This window comes from Dyella sedimenti (assembly GCF_022760995.1).
Lineage (GTDB): Bacteria > Pseudomonadota > Gammaproteobacteria > Xanthomonadales > Rhodanobacteraceae > Dyella > Dyella sedimenti.
The window spans coordinates 1,073,816-1,096,700 of the sequence record NZ_JAKWJO010000001.1 but is presented as its reverse complement, the minus strand read 5'-3'; the positions used below and the strand labels follow the sequence as shown (position 1 = coordinate 1,096,700).

Below are 22,885 nucleotides of genomic sequence, written 5' to 3'. Positions count from 1 at the left end.
CGTCCATCGATGCGCCCAGGTTCCAACGTGATCTGCAAAGGTTCAGCCTAGTGCGCCGGCTACACCATCTGCCATGAGAATCGTCTGAAGAACACCCGGCATTGCGTAGGAAAACGCCTAATCTGCTTGCCACGTCGAATCGGCTAACCTTGCACTTTTGCAGGCAGCGGAATCGTGAAGGCATGACCATGCGCATCATTCTGGCGGATGACCATCCCGTCGTGCGTAACGGGGTGCGCATGGTGCTGGAGGCCAGTGCGCAGGCCAGCGTGGTCGCCGACGTCGGCTCGCCCGCGGAGCTGCTCGATGCGATCGAGGACCATCCGTGCGACCTGGTGCTCACCGACTTCAGCATGCCGGGCGGGGAGATGGCCGACGGCCTGCAGATGCTGGGGCTGATACGCCGCCGCTGGCCGCTGCTGCCCCTGATCGTGCTGACCATGGTGAACAACGCGGGCGTGCTCAGCGCCATTCTCGCGACGGGCGTGCGCGGCCTGCTGGGCAAGTCCGATGCCTTGGCCGAATTGCCCCTGGCCGTGCAGGCCGTGTCGCACGGGCGAAGCTACCTGGGCGCAGGCATCCGCAAGACACTGAATGCCGCCCAGGCCTCGGGCGCCGCTCCGGTCCAGGCGGTACTTTCCAAGCGCGAGGTGGAAGTGCTGCGTCTGTTCGCGCTGGGCTTCACGGTGTCCGAGATCGCCACGCAGCTCAGCCGCAGCGTCAAGACCATCAGCCGGCAGAAGATGGACGCCATGTCCAAGCTCGGCCTCAAGAGCGACCTGGGCGTCTACGCCTATGCCCGCGAGCACGGCATGCTGGGCTGAGAGAGCCTGTCCATGAAAAGACCGCCCCAAGGCGGTCTCTTGTCGTGCGAAGCATCGATGGCGGCCCCGGCGGGGTTCGAACCCACAACCTCACCCTTAGGAGGGGTGCGCGCTATCCAATTGTGCCACGGGGCCATCGAGCGGAAAGGATAACAAACATGGCGACCCCGAAGAAGAACGCGGCTTTCCGCGCCTGCGAGCCACGACGGCGCCGATCCTTCGCACGCCAGCACGCCGGCAAGGTCAGCGGGTGGCGATGGCGACGCTACAATGGGGTTGCACGCAGCCTCCCTGGCCCGTCAATACCCAGGCTCCGGGAGCGTCCGCCCAGGCATAGGTCCAGAGCTGTTCGCCGCCGTCCGGAATCTCGTTCGAGATGGTGACCCGCTGCCCCGTCGTTCCCACCGCAGGCAGGCCGGCCGGCAGCAAGCCTTGCGGCGCCGGCGCCACGTCCGGCATGACGGGTACGGGCGAAGCAGCCGGCGCGCTGGCGCCATCCGATACCGCCGTGATGGTGATGCGGCCGACGCCCTTCACCGCAGGCGAAACATCCTTGCGCGCCTGCTGCTGCCGTATCCATTCGCTCCATCCTGCATAGGCCGAGGAACCGGGCGTCAACGCATATGTTTGCTTCGACGACTGGAGGGCCGGATCCCCGACCTCACCGGCGAACGCCGCAGCGGGAATGGTCGATGCCACCGCCACTGCGAATGTCAGCGCACTGCCAAACCTTTTCATACAGATCCTTTGCTGATGGATGGAAAAGTTCCAGCGGGGGCGCCGGATGGCATCCAGGCGCGGGCCGGGGCGACGCCAGGGATTCTGGCATGGCCCGGCGGCCAAGGCGATCCATGGCGGGGGGCCTGCTAGAATGCCTGTTTTCTCTACTGGCGGCCTTGCCGCGCCACGGTCCGGAGTCACGCATGTCCCACGCCATCCTCACCGCACTTGGCCTCGGCGCCACCCAGTCGGGCACCTACCTGGGCAACGGCGAGTGGTCCCGCACCACCGACGCCGGCACGCTGCAACCGGTCAACCCGGCGACCGGCGAGGTAATCGCCACGGTGCATGCCTCCAGCGCGGCGGACTACGAGACCCTCGTCGAGCGCGCCCAGGCGGCCTTCAAGGTATGGCGCACCACGCCGGCGCCGCGTCGCGGCGAAGCCGTGCGCCTGTGCGGCGAGGCGCTCCGCAGACACAAGGACGCGCTGGGCTCGCTGGTGGCGCTGGAGATGGGCAAGATCAAGCCCGAGGGCGATGGCGAAGTGCAGGAGATGATCGACATCGCCGACTTCGCGGTGGGCCAGAGCCGCATGCTGTACGGCTACACCATGCATTCGGAGCGCCCGGGCCACCGCATGTACGACCAGTACCACCCGCTGGGCCTGGTCGGCATCATCAGCGCGTTCAACTTCCCGGTCGCGGTGTGGGCCTGGAACGCATTCCTGGCCGCCATCTGCGGCGATATCTGCGTGTGGAAGCCTTCGCCCAAGACCCCCCTGTCGGCCATCGCGACGATGCGGATCTGCAACGAGGCGCTGAAGGCCGGCGGCTTCCCCGACATCTTCTTCCTGTTCAACGATGCCGGCACCGAGTTGTCGCAGGCCTTCGTGGACGACAGGCGCATTCCGCTCATCAGCTTCACCGGCTCCACCAGGGTGGGCCGCCTGGTGGGCGAGCGCGTGGCGCGGCGCATGGGCCGCTCGCTGCTGGAGCTGGGCGGCAACAACGCCATCATCCTGGACGAGAGCGCGGACCTGAAGCTCGCCATCCCGGCCATCGTGTTCGGTGCCGTGGGCACCGCCGGCCAGCGCTGCACCACCACGCGCCGGCTGTTCGTGCACGAGTCGATCATCGACGACGTCACCGCCAAGCTGGTCACCGCCTATAAGCAGGTGGAAAGCAAGATCGGCGACCCGACCCTGCCCACCACCCTGATGGGCCCGCTCAACAGCAAGGAGGCCGTGCAGGCCTACCTCGCCGCCATCGAGAAGGCCAAGGCGGCCGGCGGCACCGTGCGCACCGGCGGCGCCGCGCTCAGCGATCGTCCGGGCAACTTCGTGCTGCCGACCCTCGTCACCGGGGTGAAGAACAGCGACGAGGTGGTGCAGACCGAAACCTTCGCGCCGATCCTGTACGTGATGCCGTTCAAGACGCTGGACGAGGCCATCGAACAGCAGAACAGCGTGCCGCAGGGGCTGTCCTCGGCGATCTTCACGCAGAACCTGAAATCGGCGGAGCAGTATCTGTCGGCGGCCGGCTCGGACTGCGGCATCGCCAACGTCAACATCGGCACCTCCGGCGCCGAGATCGGCGGCGCCTTCGGCGGCGAGAAGGAGACTGGCGGCGGCCGCGAGTCCGGCTCGGATGCGTGGAAGGTCTATATGCGCCGGCAGACCAATACCATCAATTACTCGAACTCGCTGCCGCTGGCGCAGGGCATCAAGTTCGACCTGTAAGACGGCAAGGCCAACGGCAGCAAGCGGATCACATCGACAACGGGGGTATGACGATGGAAAGCGCACGACAGGTACAGGAAACACCGACGTACAGCATGCTGGCGATCTACAGCCTGGTTTTCGCCATCCTCGCGTGGACGCTGCTGCCGGTGATGGGGCTGGTGCTCGGACCGGTCAATCCGGTCCTTCCCATGGTGCTGCCGCTGGCTGGATCCGTCATCGCCTCGATCTCCGGCTGGAAGGCACAGAAAATCATTACCGCATCGGGTGGCCTGCTGCGGGGCGAGGGACTGGCCAAGGCGGCCCGGATCATGGCCTATACGCAGTACAGCCTGCTCGCCCTATTGCTGTTGTTCAGCCCGTTGATCCTATCTCCAGTATTGGTACACCACGTCGTTTTCCCGGCACCGAAATGACCTTGCCGCCTTTGTCCGCCCTCGGTGTCAGCGGCTACCGCGTCGTCGTCGCGGGCGGCAGCAAGGGCATCGGCCGCGGCATCGCGCTGGCCTTCGCCGAGGCCGGCGCCGCCGTCTCGGTGTGCGCCCGCGGCCAGGATGCGCTGGATGAAGTGCGCGGCGCCATCGCCGCGCAAGGCGTCACCGCGCATGCGCGCACCTGCGACCTTGCCGATGGCGCCGCCATCGAGGCCTATATCGGCGAGGCGGCCGAGGTGCTGGGCGGCATCGACGTGCTGGTGAACAACGCCAGCGGCTATGGCTTCGCCGATACCGACGAGGCCTGGCTGGCCGGCTTCAACGTGGACCTGATGGCGGCCGTGCGCGCCTCGCGCCATGCCCTGCCCCATCTGAAGGCCTCGGCCCATGGCAGCATCCTGCACATTTCCTCGATCGCCGCGTTCCATCCCGGGGTGCGCGGGCCGGCCTATGCGGCGGTGAAGGCCGCGCTGAGCCAGTACACCACCTCGCAGGCGCTGTCGCTGGCGGAACACCGCATCCGCGTCAACGCCATCGCGCCTGGTTCCATCGAATTCCCCGACGGGCTGTGGGACCGCCGCCGCAGCGAGGCGCCCGAGCTGTACCAGCGCACGCTGGCCAAGATTCCCTTCGGCCGCTACGGCGTGCCGGAGGACATCGCCCACGCCGCCCTTTTCCTCGCCTCGCCGTTCGCGCGCTGGATCACCGGCCAGACGCTGTGCGTGGACGGCGGCCAATTGCTGACAGGCTGACCCATGACCGACCTCAAGCCCACCGAGCGTTTCAGCGACCGCGTCGCCGACTACGTGCGCTACCGGCCCGACTATCCCGTGGCGATGCGGGAATGGCTGGAACGCGAGCACGGCGTGAATCCCGAGTGGCGCGTGGCCGACATCGGCGCGGGCACCGGCATCTCCGCCAGGCTGTTCCTCGATGGCGGCTACCGCGTGACCGCGGTGGAACCCAACGAGCCGATGCGCCGCGCCGCCGAACAGTGGCTGGGCGACAACCCGCGCTTCCGCGCCGTCGATGGCAACGCCACCGCCACTGGCCTGGACGGCGGCAGCGTGGACCTGGTCATCGTGGCGCAGGCCTTCCACTGGTTCGACCAGGCGGCGGCACGGCGGGAGTTCCAGCGCATCCTGCGGCCCGGCGGACTGGCCGCGATCATCTGGAACTCGCGGCGGCTGGTCGGCACGCCGTTCCTGGAAGGCTACGAGGCGCTGCTCAAGACCTACGGCACCGACTACACCAGCGTGGCCGAGCGCTACGGCGACGAGCCGCAGCTGCGCGCCTGGTTCGGCGCCGGCTATCGCGGCATGGGACGCTTCGACCATGGCCAGTGGCTGGACTACGACAGCCTGCAGGGACGCCTGATGTCCTCCTCCTACGCGCCGCGCGCCGGCCATCCGCAGCACGAGCCGATGCTGCGCGCCTTGCGCGAGCTGTTCGACCGCTGCGCGGTCGATGGCCGCATCAGCTTCGACTACGACACCGTCATCTACGTAGGCACGCTGGCTTGAACGCGTACGAGCTGATCCGCCCGTTGCTGTTCGCGCTCGATGCGGAGAGCGCCCATCGCCTGACCCTGTACGGGCTGGACGTGGCCTGGCGCAGCAACCTCGCGCACCTGGTCGCCAAGCCTCCGGCCGAGCTGCCGACGACCGCGTTCGGCCTGCGCTTTCCCAATCCCGTCGGGCTCGCCGCCGGCCTGGACAAGAACGCCGACCATCTCGACGCACTCGGCGCGCTGGGTTTCGGCTTTATCGAGGTGGGCACCACCACGCCGCGCCCGCAGCCGGGCAACGACAGGCCGCGCATGTTCCGCCTGCCCAACCACGAGGCGGTCATCAACCGGCTGGGTTTCAACAACGACGGCGTCGATGCGCTGGTGCGCAATGTGCAGAAGTCCGGCTATCGCGGCGTGCTCGGCATCAACATCGGCAAGAACAAGGACACGCCCAACGAGAAGGCGGTGGACGACTACCTGTTCTGCCTGGAGCGCGTCCATGCGCTGGCCAGCTACGTCACCGTCAACATCTCCTCGCCCAATACCCAGGGCCTGCGCGACCTGCAGGAAGAGGACACCCTGCGCCGCTTTGTCGAGGCGCTGCGCGAGGCGCAGGAACGCCTGGGCTCGCAGAGCGGCGCGCGCAAGCCGATGCTGCTGAAGATCGCGCCGGACCTGGGCGAGGCGGAACTGGACGGCATCGCCGAGGTGCTGCTGGCGGCCAGGGTAGACGGCGTGGTCTGCACCAACACCACCATTGACCATGCCGCCGTGGTTAGCGACCCGCACGGCCATGAAACGGGCGGACTGTCGGGCAAGCCGTTGTTCGCCCGCTCCACCGCCGTGCTGCGCGGCATGCGCCAGCGCGTGGGCGACAAGCTGGACATCATCGGCGTGGGCGGCATCCTCGACGGCAGCGACGCGGCAGACAAGATGGCCGCCGGTGCCTCGGTGGTGCAGCTCTATTCCGGCCTGGTCTATCGCGGCCCCGCCCTGGTCGCCGAATGCGTGGAGGAAATCCGCCGCCAGCAGGGAGTCGCCCATGGTGGCTGAGCGCGTGGACATGGGTGGCTACACGCTGATCGAGAACGCCCCGCTGGGCGCGCGCAACACGTTGCGCGTCAACGCCCGCGCCCGGCTGCTCGCCGAGGTCCGCGACGCCGCCAAGCTGCCCGAGCTGCTGGACTTCCCCGCCGTGCGCCAGGGCAAGCTGCTGGTGCTGGGCGAAGGCAGCAACCTGCTGCTCACCGGCGATGTCGACGGCACCGTGCTGGCCATGGCCACGCGCGGCGTGCAGGTGGAACAGGAAGGCGACGTCACCCGCATCGCCGTGGCCGCCGGCGAGCGCTGGGACGACTTCGTGCGCTGGACCCTGGGCCAGGGCTACGCGGGGCTGGAAAACCTGATCCTGATCCCCGGCACTGTCGGCGCCGCGCCGATCCAGAACATCGGCGCCTACGGCGCCGAGGTGGCCGAATTCGTCGAGAGCGTGGAAGCCTGGGACACGCGCGAGCGCCGCGTGGCGATACTCACGCGCAGGGACTGCGCCTTCGCCTACCGCGACTCGGTGTTCAAGCACGAACCCGGCCGCTACATCGTCACCGCCGTGCGCTTCGCCCTGCCCCGCACCCACGCACTGCGCCTGGACTACGCTGGCATCCGCGAGGAACTGGTGCGCATGGGCGTGGACAAGCCAGCCCCGTTCCACGTCGCCGAAGCGGTGGTGCACCTGCGCAGCCGCAAGCTGCCCGACCCCGCCGTGATCGGCAACGCCGGCAGCTTCTTCAAGAACCCCATCGTCGATGCCTCGGTAGGCGAGGCGCTCAAGCGCGAACACCCGGAACTGGTGGCCTGGACCGGCGCCGACGGCCGCTGGAAACTCTCCGCCGCCTGGCTGATCGAAGCCAGCGGTTTCAAGGGCGTGCGCGAAGGCGACGCCGGCATTTCCAACCGGCACGCGCTGGTACTGGTGAACCATGGACAGGCTACCGGTGCGGAACTGTGGGCGTTCGCGCAGCGAGTAATGGCCGAGGTGCGGGAGAAGTTCGGGGTGGGGCTGGAGACGGAGCCGGTGGTGGTCTGAAGGCGGGTTTCCCCGTCCCCCAGCGTAGACCGGGATGACGGGCAAGGAGGAAGGCTACCCCCGCCAGCGTCACGCCTCCCTCCTCTCCAGGTTCGGCAGGAACGCCGTGATCACCCCGATCAGCGGCAGATACGCACACACCCCGTAGACATACTCGATCCCGCGCGCATCCGCGACATGCCCCAGCACGGCGGCGCCGATGCCGCCCATGCCGAAGGCGAAGCCGAAGAACAGGCCGGAGATCATGCCCACGCGGCCGGGGATCAATTCCTGCGCATAGACCAGGATGGCCGAGAACGCCGAGGCCAGCACCAGGCCGATCACCACGGTGAGCGCGCCGGTCCAGAACAGGTTGGCGTGCGGCAACAGCAGGGTGAACGGCGCCACGCCCAGGATCGAGGCCCAGATCACCCACTTGCGTCCGATGCGGTCGCCGATGGGTCCGCCCAGCAGCGAGCCGGCCGCCACCGCGAACAGGAACACGAACAGGTGGGTCTGCGCGTTCGGCACGGACACGCCGAACTTGTGGATCAGGTAGAAGGTGTAATAGCTGCTGATGCTGGCCAGGTAGAAGTACTTGGAGAAGATCAGCGTGCCCAGGATCAGCAGCGACCAGGCGATCTTGCCGCGCGTGAGCGGTACCAGCGCGGCGTGCCGCGGCTTGCCCTTGCCGCGCACGGCATGGTGGTCGCGGTACCAGCGGCTGACCTGCAGCAGTACCGCGATGGCCAGCAGTGCCGCCAGCGAGAACCAGGCGATGCTGCCCTGGCCGTGCGGCACGATGATCCAGGCGGCCAGCAGCGGGCCCAGCGAGGCGCCGGCGTTGCCGCCGACCTGGAACAGCGATTGCGCCAGCCCGTGGCGGCCGCCAGAGGCCATGCGCGCCACGCGCGAGGATTCGGGATGGAACACCGACGAGCCGGTGCCCACCAGCGCCGCCGCCAGCAGCAGCACGGCGAAATTCGGCGCCACCGCCAGCAGCAGCAGGCCGCACAGTGTGAAGCCCATGCCCACCGGCAGCGAATACGGCATCGGCTTCCTGTCGGTGACCATGCCGACCGCCGGCTGCAGCAGCGAGGCGGTGAGCTGGTAGGTCAGCGTGATGGTGCCGATCTGCGCGAAGCTGAGGTCGAAGCCGCTCTTCAGGATCGGGTAGATGGCCAGGATCAGCGACTGGATCATGTCGTTGAGCAGGTGCGAAAAGCTGATCGCGCCCAGGATGCGGTACTCGGTGCCGTGTTCGCCGCGGACGGCGGGTGCCGTGGGCAGCGGCAAGTCTTCAACGCGTGTTTGCATGGGGACTCTTGTCATGGGGTGCGTCAAGGCGCCGCAGCTTGCGATGCCAGGGGCGCCACCTTAAAGTGACTCGCTCCGGCCCGCACACGCCAATGGGTCATTTTCTATCGAATCCGGGCCAACCCCGTGCGTAACGCCCGCGCCGACGCCTACGACAACACGCCCCGCGATGTGATCGCCACGGGCAACGACTATCCGCCCCACTACGTGCTGCCGGCCCATTCCCACCGCCGGAGCCAGTTGCTGTACGCCTCCACCGGCGTGCTCACCACCATCACCAGCGAGGGCAGCTGGGTGGTGCCGCCGCGCCGCGCACTGTGGATCCCCGCCGGCATCGCGCACGAGGTGCACATGGGCGGCCCGGTCGCCACCCGCAGCGTCTACGTCACGCCCGAGGCGTCGCGCGCGGCCGCCCTGCCGCCGCACTGCCAGGTCATCGCGGTGTCGCCCCTGCTGCACGAACTGTTGCAGGTGGCCGTGGACCTGCCGGCGGAATACGCGTTGGACGGCCGCGACGGCCGCGTCATGGCGTTGCTGCTGGACGAGATCCGCCGCGCGCCGGCCTTGCCGCTCAGTGCGCCGCTGCCCCACGAGAAGCGTCTCGCCGCGCTGTGCCGCGAGCTGCTGGACCAGCCCTCACAGGAGGCGAGGATCGATCGCATGGCCCAGCGCGCGGGCATGAGCCGCCGGCACTTCACGCGCACCTTCCGCGCCGAAACGGGAATGAGCTTCACCGCCTGGCGCCAGCAGGCCTGCCTGCTGGCGGCGCTGACGCGGCTGGGCAACGGCGAGCCCATCACTCAGGTGGCGCTGGACCTGGGCTACGGCAGCCCCAGCGCCTTCACCGCCGCGTTCCGGCGCGTGCTGGGGATGGCGCCGAGCCGGTATCTTGGGGGGTGAGTGGGGGTAGGCAAAGGGGGCGCGAAGGCCGTTTACGGCTGGTTGGCATCTTTAGTCGCGCACAGGGTGCGCTCCCACAGAAAAGCGCGCGCATTCTATTGTGGGAGCGCCCCCTGTCACGAATCCGTCAAACCAACCGCGCAACATGTCCATCGCGTGACAGCCCCGGTCACCGACGGCGCTGCCATGGTCCCGTCTCAATCGGCGCCGTACCATGTCCCTTTGCGGACCCGCGCATCGCATGCGCACCCGCCCACTGAACGGTGAGCCGATGAGCAACGACGTCATTCGTTCCAGCGAAGCCAGCGATAGCGACGCCCCGGACGTCATCGCGGCCAAACCTGCCCCCGCGGTTACCGAGGCGGCCACGCCCGCGCCGGACCTGAACGACCCCAGCCTCTACATCAACCGCGAGTTGTCGCAGCTGCAGTTCAACATCCGCGTGCTGGACCAGGCGCTGGACGAGAGCAAGCCGATCCTGGAACGGCTGAAGTTCCTGCTGATCTTCTCCAGCAACCTGGACGAATTCTTCGAGATCCGCGTGGCGGGCCTGAAGAGCCAGATCGCCTTCGACCACGAGATCGTGGGGCCGGACGGCATCGCGCCGCGCAAGGCACTGGCCGAGATCAGCGAGATCACGCACAAGCAGATCGAGCGCCAGTACGCCATCCTCAACGATCGCATCCTGCCCGAGCTGGCGCGCCACGGCATCCGCATCGTGCGGCGCAACGAGTGGTCGCACAAGCAGAAGCTGTGGGTGCGCCGCTATTTCCGCCAGGAAGTGGGGCCGCTGATCACGCCGATCGGGCTGGACCCCACGCATCCCTTCCCGCTGCTGGTCAACAAGAGCCTGAACTTCATCGTGCAGCTGGAAGGCACCGATGCGTTCGGGCGCGACTCGGGCCTGGCCATCGTGCCGGCGCCGCGCGTGCTGCCCCGGCTGATCCGCCTGCCGGACGACGTGAGCGAGGGCGACGAGAGCTTCGTGCTGCTGTCCTCCATCATCCACGCGCATACCGAGGAGCTGTTCCCCGGCATGTCGGTGCGCGGCTGCTACCAGTTCCGCCTCACCCGCAACGCCGACCTCACCATCGACCCGGAGGACGTGGAGGATCTGGCGCGCGCGCTGCGCGGCGAACTGTACTCCCGCCGCTTCGGCGATGCGGTGCGGCTGGAAGTGGCCGACAATTGCCCGCCGGAGCTGACCGACTACCTGCTGCGCCAGTTCGGCCTGACCGCCGCCGAGATGTACGAGGTGAACGGCCCGGTGAACCTGGCCCGCCTGTTCGGGCTGGCCAGCAAGACCCACCACCCGGACCTGGAATACCCGCCGTTCACCCCGGCGATTCCCAAGGCGCTGAAGAAGGCCGAGGACCTGTTCACGGCGATCGGCCGCCAGAACGTGCTGCTGCTGCACCCCTACGAATCGTTCGCGCCGGTGGTGGACCTGCTGCACCAGGCGGCCAAGGACCCGAACGTACTGGCGATCAAGCAGACGCTGTACCGCAGCGGCGCCAATTCCGAGATCGTCGATGCGCTGGTGGACGCCGCGCGCGCCGGCAAGGAAGTGACGGTGGTGATCGAGCTGCGCGCGCGCTTCGACGAGGAATCCAACCTCACGCTGGCCTCGCGCCTGCAGCAGGCCGGCGCGATGGTGATCTATGGCGTGGTGGGCGTGAAGACGCACGCCAAGCTGATGCTGATCCAGCGCCGCGAGGGCGAGGAGCTGGTGCGCTACGCCCACCTGGGCACCGGCAACTACCACACCGGCAACGCACGCCTGTATACCGACTACAGCCTGCTCACCTCCGACCAGGCGCTGTGCGAGGACGTGCACAAGCTGTTCAGCCAGCTCACCGGCATGGGCAAGCTGTTGCAGATGAAGAAGCTGCTGCATGCGCCGTTCACGCTGAAGAAGACGCTGCTGGAACTCATCACGCGGGAAACCGCGCACGCGGCGGCGGGCAAGCCGGCGCAGATCATCATCAAGGTCAACGCCGTCACCGACGCCAAGATGATCCGCGCGCTGTACAAGGCCAGCATGGCCGGGGTGAAGGTCGACCTGATCGTGCGCGGCATGTGCTGCCTGCGGCCCGGCGTGCCGGGGGTATCGCACAATATCCGCGTGCGTTCCATCGTGGGACGCTTCCTGGAGCACAGCCGCGTCTACTGGTTCCTCAACGGCGGCGAGGAACAGTTCTACCTCGCCAGCGCGGACCTGATGGAGCGCAACCTGGACCGCCGCGTGGAAACCGGCTTTCCGGTCGAGGGCAAGAAGCTGCAGGCCCGCCTGAAGAAAGAGCTGGAGCTGTACCTGGCCGACAACGCCAGCGCCTGGCTGCTGCACGCCGATGGCCACTACGTGCGCGCCAAGCCCAGCGCCAACCAGCCGGTGCGCAACGTGCAGACGCAGCTGCTCGACAAGCTGTGCGGCACCGGGGCGGCGAGCGAGGTTTGACACCCGCCTACCCTGTGGGAGCGCCCCCTGTGCGCGACGCCTTTCGCCTCATGGCTCGTCGTCCCGGCGCACCCCGCCAAAGGGGGCAAGGGCCAGGATGACGAACGATGGAGACCGAGGCAAAAGGAGGTCGCGCACAGGGTGCGCTCCCGCAAACATGGCAACGTCGCCTTACTTCTTCCGATGCAGCTTCACCCAGGCCACGTAGCGGTCCACGAAACCCTGCAGGAAGGTGCGGGTGTTTTCCACGCCGATGTTGCCCTCGGCGTCGATCAGGCCTTCCTTGTGCTGGATGAACACCTCCGGCTGGCCCAGCGTCGGCACGTCGAGATAGGCCAGCACGTTGCGCAAGTGCTGCTGTGCCAGCGCCGTGCCGGTGGAACCCACCGAGATGCCTAGCACCGCCCCCGGCTTGCCCGCGAACGAATTGGTGCCCCAGGGCCGCGAGGCGATGTCGATGGCGTTCTTCAGCACGCCAGGAATCGAACGGTTGTACTCGGGCGTGACGAACAGCAGCGCGTCGGCCGCCGCGATCTCCTGCTTCAGGCGCTTGCACTCGGCGGGGTAGTCGCCGTCGAAGTCCTGGTCGTACAGGGGCAGGTTGTCGATGCGCAGGTGCTCGAAGCCGAAATCGTCGGGCGCCAGCTTCTCCACGGCCCGGGCCAGCTGCCGGTTGAAGGAATCCTTGCGCAGGCTGCCCACCAGTACGGCGACGCGGATCTTGCTCATGCCTTGTGCTCCGTCGGAAAGGGAGGCTCAAAGCATGACAGCCGCACTGGTTAATCCTCCGTGATCGCGGGGCCACCGCACCGTACCGCGGCGTTGTGGCATGCTGGGCGACCGTCCAGGCTTCCGGCCGGCAGGACCCGCCCAGTCAGGGGGCGCCCCTGCGGCATGACCGGAGTCGACACGGCAATACGCACTGCCTTCTGGGAAGGGAACGCAGTGCGTCACAGGGGAAAGCGATGGGCAGGGGGATGGCTGCGACAGCGAGGCATGGCCTGTGGCGGATGCTGTGCATCCTCGCCCTGCTGCTGCCTGCCTCCACGCACGCCGGCATCGCCTTTACCGGCGCCGCCCGCGAGGTGCAACCGGGCGACACGCCGGCATCCGTGCTGGCCGCGTTCCATCGCGGCGAGCTGGCCGCCTTCGATCCCCATCGGCTGCAGCGTTTCCCTTCGCAGCAGCACGGCACCTGGGTGGTGCTGCAGCCGCTGCCGCCACTGGTCGACGAGGAGCGCGTGCTCTCGATCGCCCCGCCGCCACTGGTGCCGGTGACGATGTACGACGCCCGGGGCGCCGCCATCACCCTGTCGCTGGACGACTTCGCCGCCTCCGCGCACGGCCATGGGCGCATCGCCTACCGGATGACTCCGAACATGGCCGCTTCCGCGCCGATCCTGCTGCGCTTCGACCCGGCGCCTGCGCGCACCATGCCGGCGGGCTTCCGGCTGCAACCCTGGAACGAGTACCTGCAGGACGACGCGCACTGGCTGGCCTTCGCCAGCGCCTGCTTCGCGGTAATGCTGGTGATGTCCCTGATGGCGCTGTGCCTGGCTGCGATGCTGCGCGACGGCACCTTCGCCTGGTACGCCGGCTACGTGCTCTGCTACGCGGTGATCCAGGGCATGCAGACCGGCTACCTGTTCCACCCGCTGGAACTGACCTGGCTGGCCGGCACGGCACCCTCGGTGACGGCCTCGGCCATGGCGCTGTCGCTGGCCTTCGCGGCGATGTTCCTGGCGCGCTTCTGCGAGCTGCCCCGCTACGCCCCGCTGCTGCATACGCCGACGCTGGCACTCGCGGTGGGCATGCCGCTGGTGGTGTTGCTGCGCATCTGCCAGATCCCCGTGCTGCAGCAGACCGCCCAGGTGCTGCTCAGCCCGCTGCTTATCCTCGGCACGCTGTTGCTGCTGGTGGCCGCCGTGGCGGCAGCGGCGCGCGGCGCGCGGCCGGCCTGGTTCTTCCTGGCCGGCTGGACGCCCCTGCTCACCCTGACGACGCTGCTGAACAGCCAGATGAACGGCATGCTGGCCGACGTCGGCTGGCTCAGCGACGCCTGCCTGGCGGCGGGCGCGTTCGAGGCCGCCCTGCTGTCGCTGGGCCTGGCCGACCGCGCGCTGATCATGCGGCGCGACCACAGCCTGGTGCAGGAACTGGCCGACACCGACGCCCTCACCAACGTGCTCAACCGGCGCGCCTGGAGCGAGAGCGTGGCCAAGGTGCTGGCCAGTGGCGGCGGCCAGCCGGTGGCCCTGCTGTTCCTCGACCTGGACCACTTCAAGGCGCTCAACGATCGCCAGGGCCATGCCGCCGGCGACCGCGCGCTGGTGGCGGTGGCCGATGCCCTGCGCCACGAGCTGCGCCCGCACGACCTGCTGGGCCGCTATGGCGGCGAGGAATTCGTCGCCATGCTCTACGGCGTCGAGCAGGCCACCGCCATGCAGGTGGCCACGCGGCTGTGCCGGCGCGTGCACCGGCTGGACATCCCGGTGAACGATGGCGGGCTGGTGCTCAGCGTCAGCATCGGCATCGCCATGCGCGCGCCGGACGACACGGTGGAAACCCTGGTGGCGCGCGCCGACCAGGCCATGTACCGCGCCAAGCTCGCCGGGCGCAACCGGGCGCGCCTGGACGAGCAGTTGGAGACCCGCATGCGGCGCAGCTGGCCCCGCGCGGTGGAAGGCGACCGTCACTCCTGAGAGCTTGTTCAAAATCTCGGTGTCATCCCAACTCCCCTCCCCGCCGACGCTAATCGGTCCCCTCTGTAGGAGCAGGCTGCGTGCCCCGAAAAGGGACTCCCTACGGTCGCAAGGGAGGGCTGGGGAGGGGCGCCTGTGGCCGCGCATAGGCAGGAAGTCATGCTGGGAGAAGGATGACGGCTCGCTTACAGTCGGGCGTGATCGTCCCATCCATTCACCCGACCGGGCCGGCCGCCGCATCGGCCGCCCGCGTGGAGGCTCCTTCCCATGCGCGTCCGCCGTACCCTGCTCGCCGCCGCCACCCTCGCCGCCTTCGCCGCCGCGCTCGCCCAGGCCCAGACCGCGCCGCTGACCCCGGACGTGCCCAAGACCTTCGAGCCCACCCGCGCCGGCTACGACTACGTCAAGCGCGAGGTAATGATCCCGATGCGCGACGGCGTGAAGCTGCATACGGTGATCGTGATCCCCAAGGGCGCGCAGCACGCGCCGATCCTGCTCACGCGCACGCCCTACGACGCCAGCGGCCGCGCCGAGCGCTACGTGTCGCCGCGCATGGACGCCACCCTGCCGCAGGGCGACGAGGTGTTCGTGCACGCGGGCTACATCCGCGTATTCCAGGACGTGCGCGGCAAATACGGCTCGGAGGGCGACTACGTGATGACGCGCCCGCTGCGCGGGCCGCTCAACGGCAGCGAGGTCGACCACTCCACCGACGCCTACGACACCATCGACTGGCTGGTGAAGAACCTGCCCGAGTCCAACGGCAAGGTCGGCATGCTCGGCTCCTCCTACGAGGGCTTCACGGTGGTGATGGCGCTGATCCATCCGCACCCGGCGCTGAAGGTGGCCGCGCCGGAAAGCCCGATGGTGGACGGCTGGATGGGCGACGACTGGTTCCACTACGGCGCCTTCCGCCAGACCAACTTCGACTACATCTACGGGCAGACCATACAGCACGGCAAGGGCGGCCCGGTGCCGCGCGTGGGCTACGACGACTACAGCAATTTCCTCGCGGCCGGCTCGGCCGGCGACTACGCGCGCACCTGGGGCCTCGAGCAGCTGCCGTTCTGGCGCAAGCTGCACGAGCACCCGGCCTACGACGCGTTCTGGCAGGGCCAGGCGCTGGACAGGATCATGGCGCAGCAGCCGCTCGCCGTGCCCACCCTGTGGCTGCAGGGCCTGTGGGACCAGGAGGACATGTGGGGCGCCATCCACAGCTACGAGGCGATGGAGCCCAAGGACACCGCCAACGACAAGAACTTCCTGGTGATGGGCCCATGGCGGCACAGCCAGGTGAACTACGACGGCAGCACGCTCGGCCCGATGCAGTGGGACGGCGACACCGCCCTGCAGTTCCGCCGCGACGTGCTCAAGCCGTTCTTCGACCAGTACCTGGTGGACGGCGCGCCCAAGGCGAACACGCCGCCGGTGCTGATCTACAACACCGGCGAGAACCACTGGGACCGCTACAAGGCCTGGCCGCTCAGCTGCGACCAGGGCTGCGCCAACCGGCCCAGGGCGCTGTACCTGGGCGCCAACGGCACGCTGTCGTTCAACGCGCCGGGCGCGGACGCGGCCAAGTACGACGAGTACGTCTCCGATCCTGCCAAGCCGGTGCCCTACCAGCCGCGCCCGGTGCATTTCGCCGACCACGACGCCTGGACGCACTGGCTGCTCAACGACCAGCGCTTCGCGGATGGCCGTCCGGACGTCCTTACCTACGTCAGCGAGCCGCTCACCGCGCCGCTGCACATCGGCGGCGCGCCGCAGGTGAACCTGGTGGCCTCCACCAGCGGCACGGACAGCGACTGGGTGGTGAAGCTGATCGACGTCTATCCGGACACGGTGCCCTCCAACCCTGCCATGGGCGGCTACGAGCTGCCGATCTCGCTGGACATCTTCCGCGGCCGCTACCGCACCAGCTTCGAGCACCCGCAGGCGCTCGTGCCGAACCAGCCGCTGCTGTACGCCTTCGGCCTGCCCACCGCCAACCACGTGTTCCAGCCGGGGCACCGCATCATGGTGCAGGTGCAGTCCAGCCTGTTCCCGCTGTACGACCGCAACCCGCAGACCTTCGTGCCGAACATCTTCGACGCCCGGCCCGCCGACTACCGCAAGGCCACGCAGCGCGTGTGGCATGCGCCGGGGAACGCGAGCTTCATCAGCCTGCCGGTGGTGCCGAACGGCTGAAACCCCTCCCGGCCTCCCCCTGTAGCGGAGGAGGCACCAGGAAGGCATGCCCACGAAGATGTCAGCCAGGCGAGATCGAACGGCCCTGGCCGACAGCTGCCCTCCCAGCCTCCCAAGGGTCCCGCGCTGGCGCTACCCGCGCCGCGCCAGCGCCACCTTGCGAATCGCCTCGGCATGCGCCAGCAGATCCCGGCGCTCCAGCGCGAACACTCCCATCGCCCCCACCTTGAACTCGATCCACACGAACGGCACCTCCGGCAACAGCTGCACCAGCGCGTGCTCGCTTTCGCCCACTTCCACGATCAGCAGGCCGTCCTCGGTGAGGTGGTCGGCGGCCTCGTCGAGCATGCGCACGCAAAGGTCCAGGCCATCCTCGCCGGAGGTGAGGCCGAGCTTGGGTTCGTGGCTGTATTCGCCCGGCAGTGCGGCGTATTCGTTCTCGGTGACATAGGGCGGGTTGGAGACGATCAGGTCGTAGCGGCGACCGTCGAGACCGCTGAACAGGTCGGACCGGATCGCCTCGACGCGGCCTTCCACGTGCTGGAACGCGATGTTCTCGCGCGCCAGCGACAAGGCCTCGTCGCTGATGTCCACGATGTCGACCTGCCAGTCGGGGTTGTACTCGGCCATGGCGATGCCGATGCAACCCGAGCCGGTGCACAGGTCCAGCGCACGCTCGACGTGGCGATGGTCCAGCCACGGGGTGAAGCCGGACTCGATCAGCTCGGCGATCGGCGAGCGCGGCACCAGGGCGCGGCGGTCGCTCTTGAACTTGAGCCCGGCGAACCAGGTCTCGCCGACCAGATAGGCCACCGGCAGGCGCTCGGTGACGCGGCGCTCGATCAGCGCCAGCACACGCTCGCGCTCCTCGCGGGTCAGCCGGCCGGCGCCGTAGGCGGGCGGGATGTCCGGCGGCAGGTGCAGGCTGGCCAGCACCAGGTGGGTGGCCTCGTCGATCGGATTGTCGTGGCTGTGCCCGAAGGTGAGCCCGGCCGCCGAGAAGCGGCTGGCGCCATAGCGGATGAAATCGATGATGGAGGCGAGTTCGTCGGTCACGGCGGGCGTCCGGGCGTCAGGGGATCGCGAAGTATAGCCGCAGCCGGGCCGTTCCCCCTGACGCAAATCGTTCATACTTGCGGGATGACCTTCAACGTTCTCCTGCAATACCTGCTGCCCCACCGCGCCCTGTCACGGGTGGTCTACTGGGCCACGCGCTGGACCTTCAAGCCGTGGAAGAACTTCCTGATCGGCACCATCGTGCGCAAGTACCAGGTCAATATGGCCGAGGCCGCGCAGTCCGATCCGCTGGCCTACCAGCACTTCAATGCCTTCTTCACCCGCAAGCTGCGGCAGGACGCCCGTCGCGCGGACGCCGACGCCACCGCCCTGCTCTCGCCTGCGGACGGCAGAATCAGCCAGGCCGGCCGCATCGTGGCCGGCCGCATCTTCCAGGCCAAGGGCCAGGAGTACACCGCCGCCGAGCTGCTGGGCGGCGAGGCCGACGCCGCGCCCTACCGCGACGGGCGCTTTGTCACCATCTACCTCTCGCCGCGCGACTACCACCGCGTGCACATGCCACTGAAAGGCACGCTGCGCGAGACCGTCCACGTACCGGGCCGCATCTTCAGCGTGGCGCCGTTCGCGGTGGAGGCGATTCCGCGCCTGTTCGCCCGCAATGAACGACTGGTCTGCCATTTCGAGGGCGAGCACGGCCCGTTCGTGCTGGTGATGGTGGGCGCCATCCTGGTCTCCAGCGTGGCCACCGTGTGGGATGGCCTGGTAATCCCGCCCTACGCCCCCGCGATCCGCCGCAAGTCCTTCGCCGGCCAGGGCATCACGCTGGAACGCTTCGCCGAGATGGCGCGCTTCAACATGGGCTCGACGGTGATCCTGCTGTTCCCCGAAGGCGCGGTGACGCTGGACGAACTGGCGCCGCAGCAGCATGTGCAAGTGGGCCAGCGGCTCGGTGTGCAGCCCGGTGCCTGACCGGCGATCCGTCAATACTTTGACGCACGAGTGACGTTTTTCGTCGTTTTGTGACCTTTTCGGCGCACTGCCCGGATCGGCGGGGCTAAGCTCCCCGTCCGGTGCCGCCGGGCGCGGGCGCCATCCCAGGGCACATACCGAGGACACCCATGCGTATCGTCACCCAGCTCATTGCGTTCAACCGCGGCCGCCAGCTCGGCCGACAGCTGCGCGAGATCGAACGCAGTATCCGCGCCCTGCCCAAGCGCAACCGTGCCCGCCTGGGCACCCTGGCCCTGCGCGAGATCGGCCAAGCGTCGCGTTGCGATTTCCCACACCTGTACGGCACGCCTCCACAGGAGCGCTACCTGCCCTGGGGCCAGGGCACCGATATCGGTTTCGCGCGCTCGCGCTCGGACAATCCCGAGGTCGCCATGCGCGGCATCGCGCTATGGCTGGCGGTGGCCTACCACGAGACCAAGGACACCCCGCACGCCAGCCTGCAGCCCCACCATCGCGACCTGATGCGGCTGCTGCGCGAACTCAAGGAAGCCCATCGCACCGACGACGTACAGGACTGGTTGCATACGCCGGCCGCCGCCTAGCTTTCCGCCACTTGCCCGTGGAACGAAGACGCCGCGCTCCGCTGGAGCGCGGCGTTCTTCTTTCTAAATGCTTGCTTGTGGGAGCGCACCCTGTGCGCGACTGAGGGCAAAGGACACGTAGAGAGGGTGCTGCAAGCCCGCGCCTCTGTCGTCCTCTGGAAAACAGCTCCTGGTGGTCGGATTTGGCGCCCCGCGACTCATCCCTCGTCCCTCGCCTCCCCCAAGTCGCGCACAGGGTGCGCTCCCACAAGGGAGAGGACGACGGCAAGGCCGGCCCTACCGGCAGACCGGCACGCGCAGGGTCTGGCCGGGCTTGATGTGCTGGTGGTTGAGGCCATTCAGCTCGGCCACCTCCTGCACCGAGGTGCAGCCCACCTTGTTGGCGATGCTGGTCAGCGTGTCGCCACGCCGGACCACGTAGCCGCGGGTCCGGCCGGTGGTGCCAGGGGAACGCGAGACCGAAGCGGGCGCCGGGGCCGGTGCGGGCGGCACCACCGGCAGCACGGCCGTGTGCAGGTCGTTGGCGAGGATCGGCCAGGGGCCGTCGGTGCAGCGCGCCTCGTAGGGCTTCTCCAGCACCTTGGGCACCAGGATGCGCACACCCGCCGGCTGCGATACCTGCGGGTCCAGGCGCGGGTTGAGGTTGCGCAGGGTGCGGAACCAGCCATCGCTCATGCCCGCGGCGGAGCCGAGGCAGACGGTCAGCTCGGTCAGCGAGGCCGGGCGCTTGAGCACGATGCTGCCGGGCGCGCCGTCCACCCGCGGGAAGCGCAGGTTGTAGCTTTCCGGATGCAGGAACAGCCATGCCGCGGCGAGCACCGCTGGCACGTAGTCGCGCGTTTCCTGCGACAGCTGGTTGTAGATGGCCGGGTCGTACAGGCTTGCCGCGGTGTTGTCGCCGACCAGCCGGCGCATGCGCCCCTCGCCGCCGTTGTAGGCCGCCAGGGTCAGTTCCAGGTTGTTGTTGAAGGCCTTGAGCTGCTCGTCCATGTACGCGGCGTTGGCGCGGGCGGACTCAGCGGGATCGAAGCGCGAGTCGAAACCGTCCTCGGTGTTGAGGCCGAAGCGCAGGCCGGTGGCGTACATGAACTGCAGCGGCCCGGCCGCGCCTGAGCGCGACACCGCATGCACCTTGCCGCCCGACTCCTTGGCCAGGATGCCGAACAGCAGGGCCTCGGGCAGGTCCTGCTTCTGGTACTCGGGCCACATCTGGTAGCGCAGGAACTGGTAGTTGATGTAGGCATCCATCAGGTTGCCGCGCCATTGCGTCAGCCACATCTCCAGCGCGGCCTTGACCGGGCCGTTCATGGCGATCAGCTGCGAGAGCTGCTGGCCGCGCAGCAGGGTGACGCTGCGCTGCGCCTCGGGCAGGCTGGCCGCGCCGGTCTTGCCGCTGTCGCTGCCCTCGGGCACGTCGCCGCCCACGCTGGCGAAATCGTCGCCCACGTCGAAGTTGCCGTCCTTCAGGCGCAGCAGGTGGTCGAACACCGAGAAGAAGCGCTGTGGGTCGCAACCGGCCGTGCCGGGGCAATGCGCGGCGGCATCCTTGAGCTGGTTGAGCGCGGCGTCCAGGGTCTGCTGCGAGGCCTGGGCCCGACCCTCGCGGGCCTGCTGCAGGGCGGTTTCATAGCCTTTGCTGGCCTGGTCCAGTTGCGCATACAGCTGGTTGGCCTGGGGCGTGGCGCCGGGGTGCGCGCCGCCGCCGCTCGCGCAGGCGGCCAGCAGGATCGCGCCAGCCAAGGGCGCCATGCGCATCGCGCGGGAAAAAACGGGGAACACCATGGACGACGTCACAGCCGGATCGAAAGGACGACATTACTGCGCCCGGCCCCGGCGACTCAACCGGCGCACGCCGCTTCACGATGCGCGCCCGCGCCGTCGCTACAATCACCGGGCAACCCTAGGGACGGATGCCATGAGCGAGATTCTGATAGGACGCAACGACCACGCCGGCGTGAGCCTGGACCCGCGCTATGGCAACCGTCACGGCATGATCGCCGGCGCCACCGGCACCGGCAAATCGGTGTCACTGATGGTGCTGGCCGAGGGCTTCTCCCGGCTCGGCGTGCCCTGCTTCCTGGCCGATGCCAAGGGCGACCTCGCCGGCCTCTCGATGCCGGCCGCCGAACCGGGCGACAAGCTCAAGGTGCGCCTGCAAAAGCTCAAGCTGGCCGACTGGAAGCCACAGGCGAACCCGGTGATCTTCTGGGACATCTACGGCAGGCTCGGCCACCCGGTGCGCGCCACCATCAGCGAGATGGGCCCTACCCTGCTGGGCCGCATGCTGGAACTCAACGACACCCAGGCCGGCGTGCTGGAGGTGATCTTCAAGGTGGCCGACGACCAGGGCTGGCTGCTGCTGGACCTCGCCGACCTGCGCGCCCTGCTCGGCTTCGCCAGCGAAAACGCCAAGGACATCTCCGCTCACTACGGCCTGGTCGGCACATCGAGCATCGCCGCGATCCAACGCGCCGTGCTCAGGCTGGACCAGGACGGCGCCGACGCGTTCTTCGGCGAACCGGCGCTGGAGCTGGCTGACCTGATGCGCCAGGACATGAACGGGCGCGGCGTCATCAACGTGCTCGCGGCCGACCAGCTGATCCTCAAGCCGCGCCTGTATTCGACCTTCCTGCTGTGGCTGTTGTCGGAACTGTTCGAGCAGTTGCCGGAAGTGGGCGACCTGGACCAGCCCAGGCTGGTGTTCTTCTTCGACGAGGCCCACCTGCTGTTCGACGATGCGCCGCCGGCGCTGCTGCAGCGGGTGGAGCAGGTGGTGCGGCTGATCCGCTCCAAGGGCGTGGGCGTGTACTTCTGCTCGCAGAACCCGGACGACGTGCCGGGCAACATCCTCGGCCAGCTCGGCAACCGCGTGCAGCATGCGCTGCGCGCCTTTACCCCGCGCGACCAGAAGGCGGTGAAAGCCGCGGCGGAGACCTTCGCGGCCAACCCGGCCATCGACGTGGCCGAGGCGATCACCCAACTCGCCGTGGGCGAGGCGCTGGCCTCCACCCTGCGCGAAGGCGGCGTGCCCTCGCCGGTGGAACGCGTGTTGGTGACCACGCCCACCGCGCGCATCGGCGCCATCAGCGAGGCCGAGCGCGCCACGGTACGCCAGCGCTCGCCGGTGGGCGGCAAGTACGACACGCCGGTCAATCGCGAATCGGCCGCGGAGATGCTGGCCCGGCGCGCCGCGGAAAAAGCCGCCACGCCGGAGGCGATCACGCGGCCGGCGCCTGGCGACGCGCCCGCCAAGGACGGCCCGGGCTGGACCGACGCCGTGCGCGACGCGTTGCTCGGCACCGGCCGCCGCCAGGGCATGATCGAGGCGATGGCCAAGTCCGCCAGCCGCGCGGTGGGCTCGCGCCTGGGCCAGCAGATCGTGCGTGGCGTGCTGGGCGGCATCTTCGGCGGCAAGCGCTGAGCCGCGGAAAACGCCCCCCCGCACCGGCCATCCACCCG

At 68.6% G+C, this 22,885-nt stretch carries 19 protein-coding genes and 1 tRNA gene; 14 read left to right on the top strand and 6 right to left on the bottom strand.

Features of this window, described 5'->3' with window-relative positions; genetic code table 11:
• Nucleotides 1-188: 188 nt before the first annotated feature.
• Complete coding sequence (locus MJ605_RS04960) at nucleotides 189-824, top strand: response regulator (RefSeq protein WP_243039927.1); 636 nt, start codon at nucleotides 189-191, stop codon at nucleotides 822-824.
• Nucleotides 825-882: 58 nt separating this feature from the next.
• Here MJ605_RS04960 and MJ605_RS04955 read toward each other — a convergent pair.
• Together MJ605_RS04955 and MJ605_RS04950 are read right to left on the bottom strand one after the other, a co-directional pair.
• Nucleotides 883-959, bottom strand: a tRNA-Arg gene (locus MJ605_RS04955).
• A 108-nt stretch (nucleotides 960-1,067) separates the two neighbouring features.
• The gene (locus MJ605_RS04950; RefSeq protein ID WP_243039926.1) at nucleotides 1,068-1,523 is read right to left on the bottom strand and encodes a hypothetical protein; all 456 of its coding nucleotides are present in this window, start codon (nucleotides 1,521-1,523) and stop codon (nucleotides 1,068-1,070) included.
• A 224-nt stretch (nucleotides 1,524-1,747) separates the two neighbouring features.
• Between MJ605_RS04950 and amaB the strand changes: the two genes are divergently transcribed.
• The 6 genes from amaB (at nucleotide 1,748) to murB (ending at nucleotide 7,310) form a co-directional block, all read left to right on the top strand.
• Nucleotides 1,748-3,283, top strand: coding sequence for an L-piperidine-6-carboxylate dehydrogenase (gene amaB / locus MJ605_RS04945; protein ID WP_243039925.1), 1,536 nt, complete (start codon nucleotides 1,748-1,750; stop codon nucleotides 3,281-3,283).
• A 95-nt stretch (nucleotides 3,284-3,378) separates the two neighbouring features.
• Nucleotides 3,379-3,699, top strand: coding sequence for a hypothetical protein (locus MJ605_RS04940; protein ID WP_243039924.1), 321 nt, complete (start codon nucleotides 3,379-3,381; stop codon nucleotides 3,697-3,699).
• Complete coding sequence (locus MJ605_RS04935; RefSeq protein WP_425600967.1) at nucleotides 3,696-4,469, top strand: SDR family NAD(P)-dependent oxidoreductase; 774 nt, start codon at nucleotides 3,696-3,698, stop codon at nucleotides 4,467-4,469. The genes MJ605_RS04940 and MJ605_RS04935 overlap by 4 nt, the downstream gene beginning before the upstream one ends.
• A gap of 3 nt (nucleotides 4,470-4,472) precedes the next feature.
• Entirely contained in the window at nucleotides 4,473-5,240 is a 768-nt protein-coding gene (locus tag MJ605_RS04930; RefSeq protein WP_243039922.1) for a class I SAM-dependent methyltransferase, read from the top strand.
• On the top strand, nucleotides 5,237-6,280 hold the full coding sequence (locus MJ605_RS04925; RefSeq protein ID WP_243039921.1) for a quinone-dependent dihydroorotate dehydrogenase: 1,044 nt from the start codon (nucleotides 5,237-5,239) through the stop codon (nucleotides 6,278-6,280). The genes MJ605_RS04930 and MJ605_RS04925 overlap by 4 nt, the downstream gene beginning before the upstream one ends.
• On the top strand, nucleotides 6,270-7,310 hold the full coding sequence (gene murB, locus MJ605_RS04920) for a UDP-N-acetylmuramate dehydrogenase (RefSeq protein WP_425600966.1): 1,041 nt from the start codon (nucleotides 6,270-6,272) through the stop codon (nucleotides 7,308-7,310). Before MJ605_RS04925 ends, murB begins: the two co-directional genes overlap by 11 nt.
• 69 nt (nucleotides 7,311-7,379) lie before the next feature.
• On the opposite strand, the gene MJ605_RS04915 is transcribed toward murB, so the two are convergent.
• Nucleotides 7,380-8,606, bottom strand: coding sequence for an MFS transporter (locus MJ605_RS04915; RefSeq protein ID WP_279237371.1), 1,227 nt, complete (start codon nucleotides 8,604-8,606; stop codon nucleotides 7,380-7,382).
• A gap of 126 nt (nucleotides 8,607-8,732) precedes the next feature.
• Here MJ605_RS04915 and MJ605_RS19335 point away from each other — a divergent pair, with 126 nt between their 5' ends.
• Entirely contained in the window at nucleotides 8,733-9,506 is a 774-nt protein-coding gene (locus MJ605_RS19335; protein ID WP_243039920.1) for an AraC family transcriptional regulator, read from the top strand.
• Between the two features lie 271 nt (nucleotides 9,507-9,777).
• Nucleotides 9,778-11,964: a polyphosphate kinase 1 gene (gene ppk1 / locus MJ605_RS04905; RefSeq protein WP_243039919.1), complete on the top strand. Its 2,187-nt coding sequence runs from the start codon at nucleotides 9,778-9,780 to the stop codon at nucleotides 11,962-11,964.
• 171 nt (nucleotides 11,965-12,135) lie between these two features.
• On the opposite strand, the gene MJ605_RS04900 is transcribed toward ppk1, so the two are convergent.
• Nucleotides 12,136-12,693: an NADPH-dependent FMN reductase gene (locus MJ605_RS04900; RefSeq protein ID WP_243039918.1), complete on the bottom strand. Its 558-nt coding sequence runs from the start codon at nucleotides 12,691-12,693 to the stop codon at nucleotides 12,136-12,138.
• A 248-nt stretch (nucleotides 12,694-12,941) separates the two neighbouring features.
• On the opposite strand from MJ605_RS04900, the gene MJ605_RS04895 reads away from it, so the two are divergent.
• Together MJ605_RS04895 and MJ605_RS04890 are read left to right on the top strand one after the other, a co-directional pair.
• Nucleotides 12,942-14,666: a GGDEF domain-containing protein gene (locus MJ605_RS04895; RefSeq protein ID WP_243039917.1), complete on the top strand. Its 1,725-nt coding sequence runs from the start codon at nucleotides 12,942-12,944 to the stop codon at nucleotides 14,664-14,666.
• Nucleotides 14,667-14,933: 267 nt separating this feature from the next.
• A complete protein-coding gene (locus MJ605_RS04890) occupies nucleotides 14,934-16,856 on the top strand; it encodes a CocE/NonD family hydrolase (RefSeq protein WP_243039916.1) in 1,923 nt (640 codons plus the stop codon).
• A 132-nt stretch (nucleotides 16,857-16,988) separates the two neighbouring features.
• On the opposite strand, the gene prmB is transcribed toward MJ605_RS04890, so the two are convergent.
• Nucleotides 16,989-17,912, bottom strand: a complete 924-nt coding sequence (prmB, locus tag MJ605_RS04885) for a 50S ribosomal protein L3 N(5)-glutamine methyltransferase (protein WP_243039915.1) — start codon at nucleotides 17,910-17,912, stop codon at nucleotides 16,989-16,991.
• Nucleotides 17,913-17,996: 84 nt separating this feature from the next.
• On the opposite strand from prmB, the gene asd reads away from it, so the two are divergent.
• Together asd and MJ605_RS04875 are read left to right on the top strand one after the other, a co-directional pair.
• Entirely contained in the window at nucleotides 17,997-18,842 is an 846-nt protein-coding gene (gene asd, locus MJ605_RS04880; RefSeq protein WP_243039914.1) for an archaetidylserine decarboxylase, read from the top strand.
• 149 nt (nucleotides 18,843-18,991) lie between these two features.
• Entirely contained in the window at nucleotides 18,992-19,426 is a 435-nt protein-coding gene (locus tag MJ605_RS04875; RefSeq protein ID WP_243039913.1) for a hypothetical protein, read from the top strand.
• A 276-nt stretch (nucleotides 19,427-19,702) separates the two neighbouring features.
• Here the strand turns inward: MJ605_RS04875 and MJ605_RS04870 are convergent, their stop codons facing one another.
• Nucleotides 19,703-21,208 (bottom strand): transglycosylase SLT domain-containing protein, encoded by a 1,506-nt coding sequence (locus MJ605_RS04870; protein ID WP_243039912.1) that lies wholly within the window; start codon nucleotides 21,206-21,208, stop codon nucleotides 19,703-19,705.
• A gap of 133 nt (nucleotides 21,209-21,341) precedes the next feature.
• On the opposite strand from MJ605_RS04870, the gene MJ605_RS04865 reads away from it, so the two are divergent.
• Nucleotides 21,342-22,847 (top strand): helicase HerA-like domain-containing protein, encoded by a 1,506-nt coding sequence (locus MJ605_RS04865; RefSeq protein ID WP_243039911.1) that lies wholly within the window; start codon nucleotides 21,342-21,344, stop codon nucleotides 22,845-22,847.
• The last annotated feature ends 38 nt before the right edge of the window (nucleotides 22,848-22,885 follow it).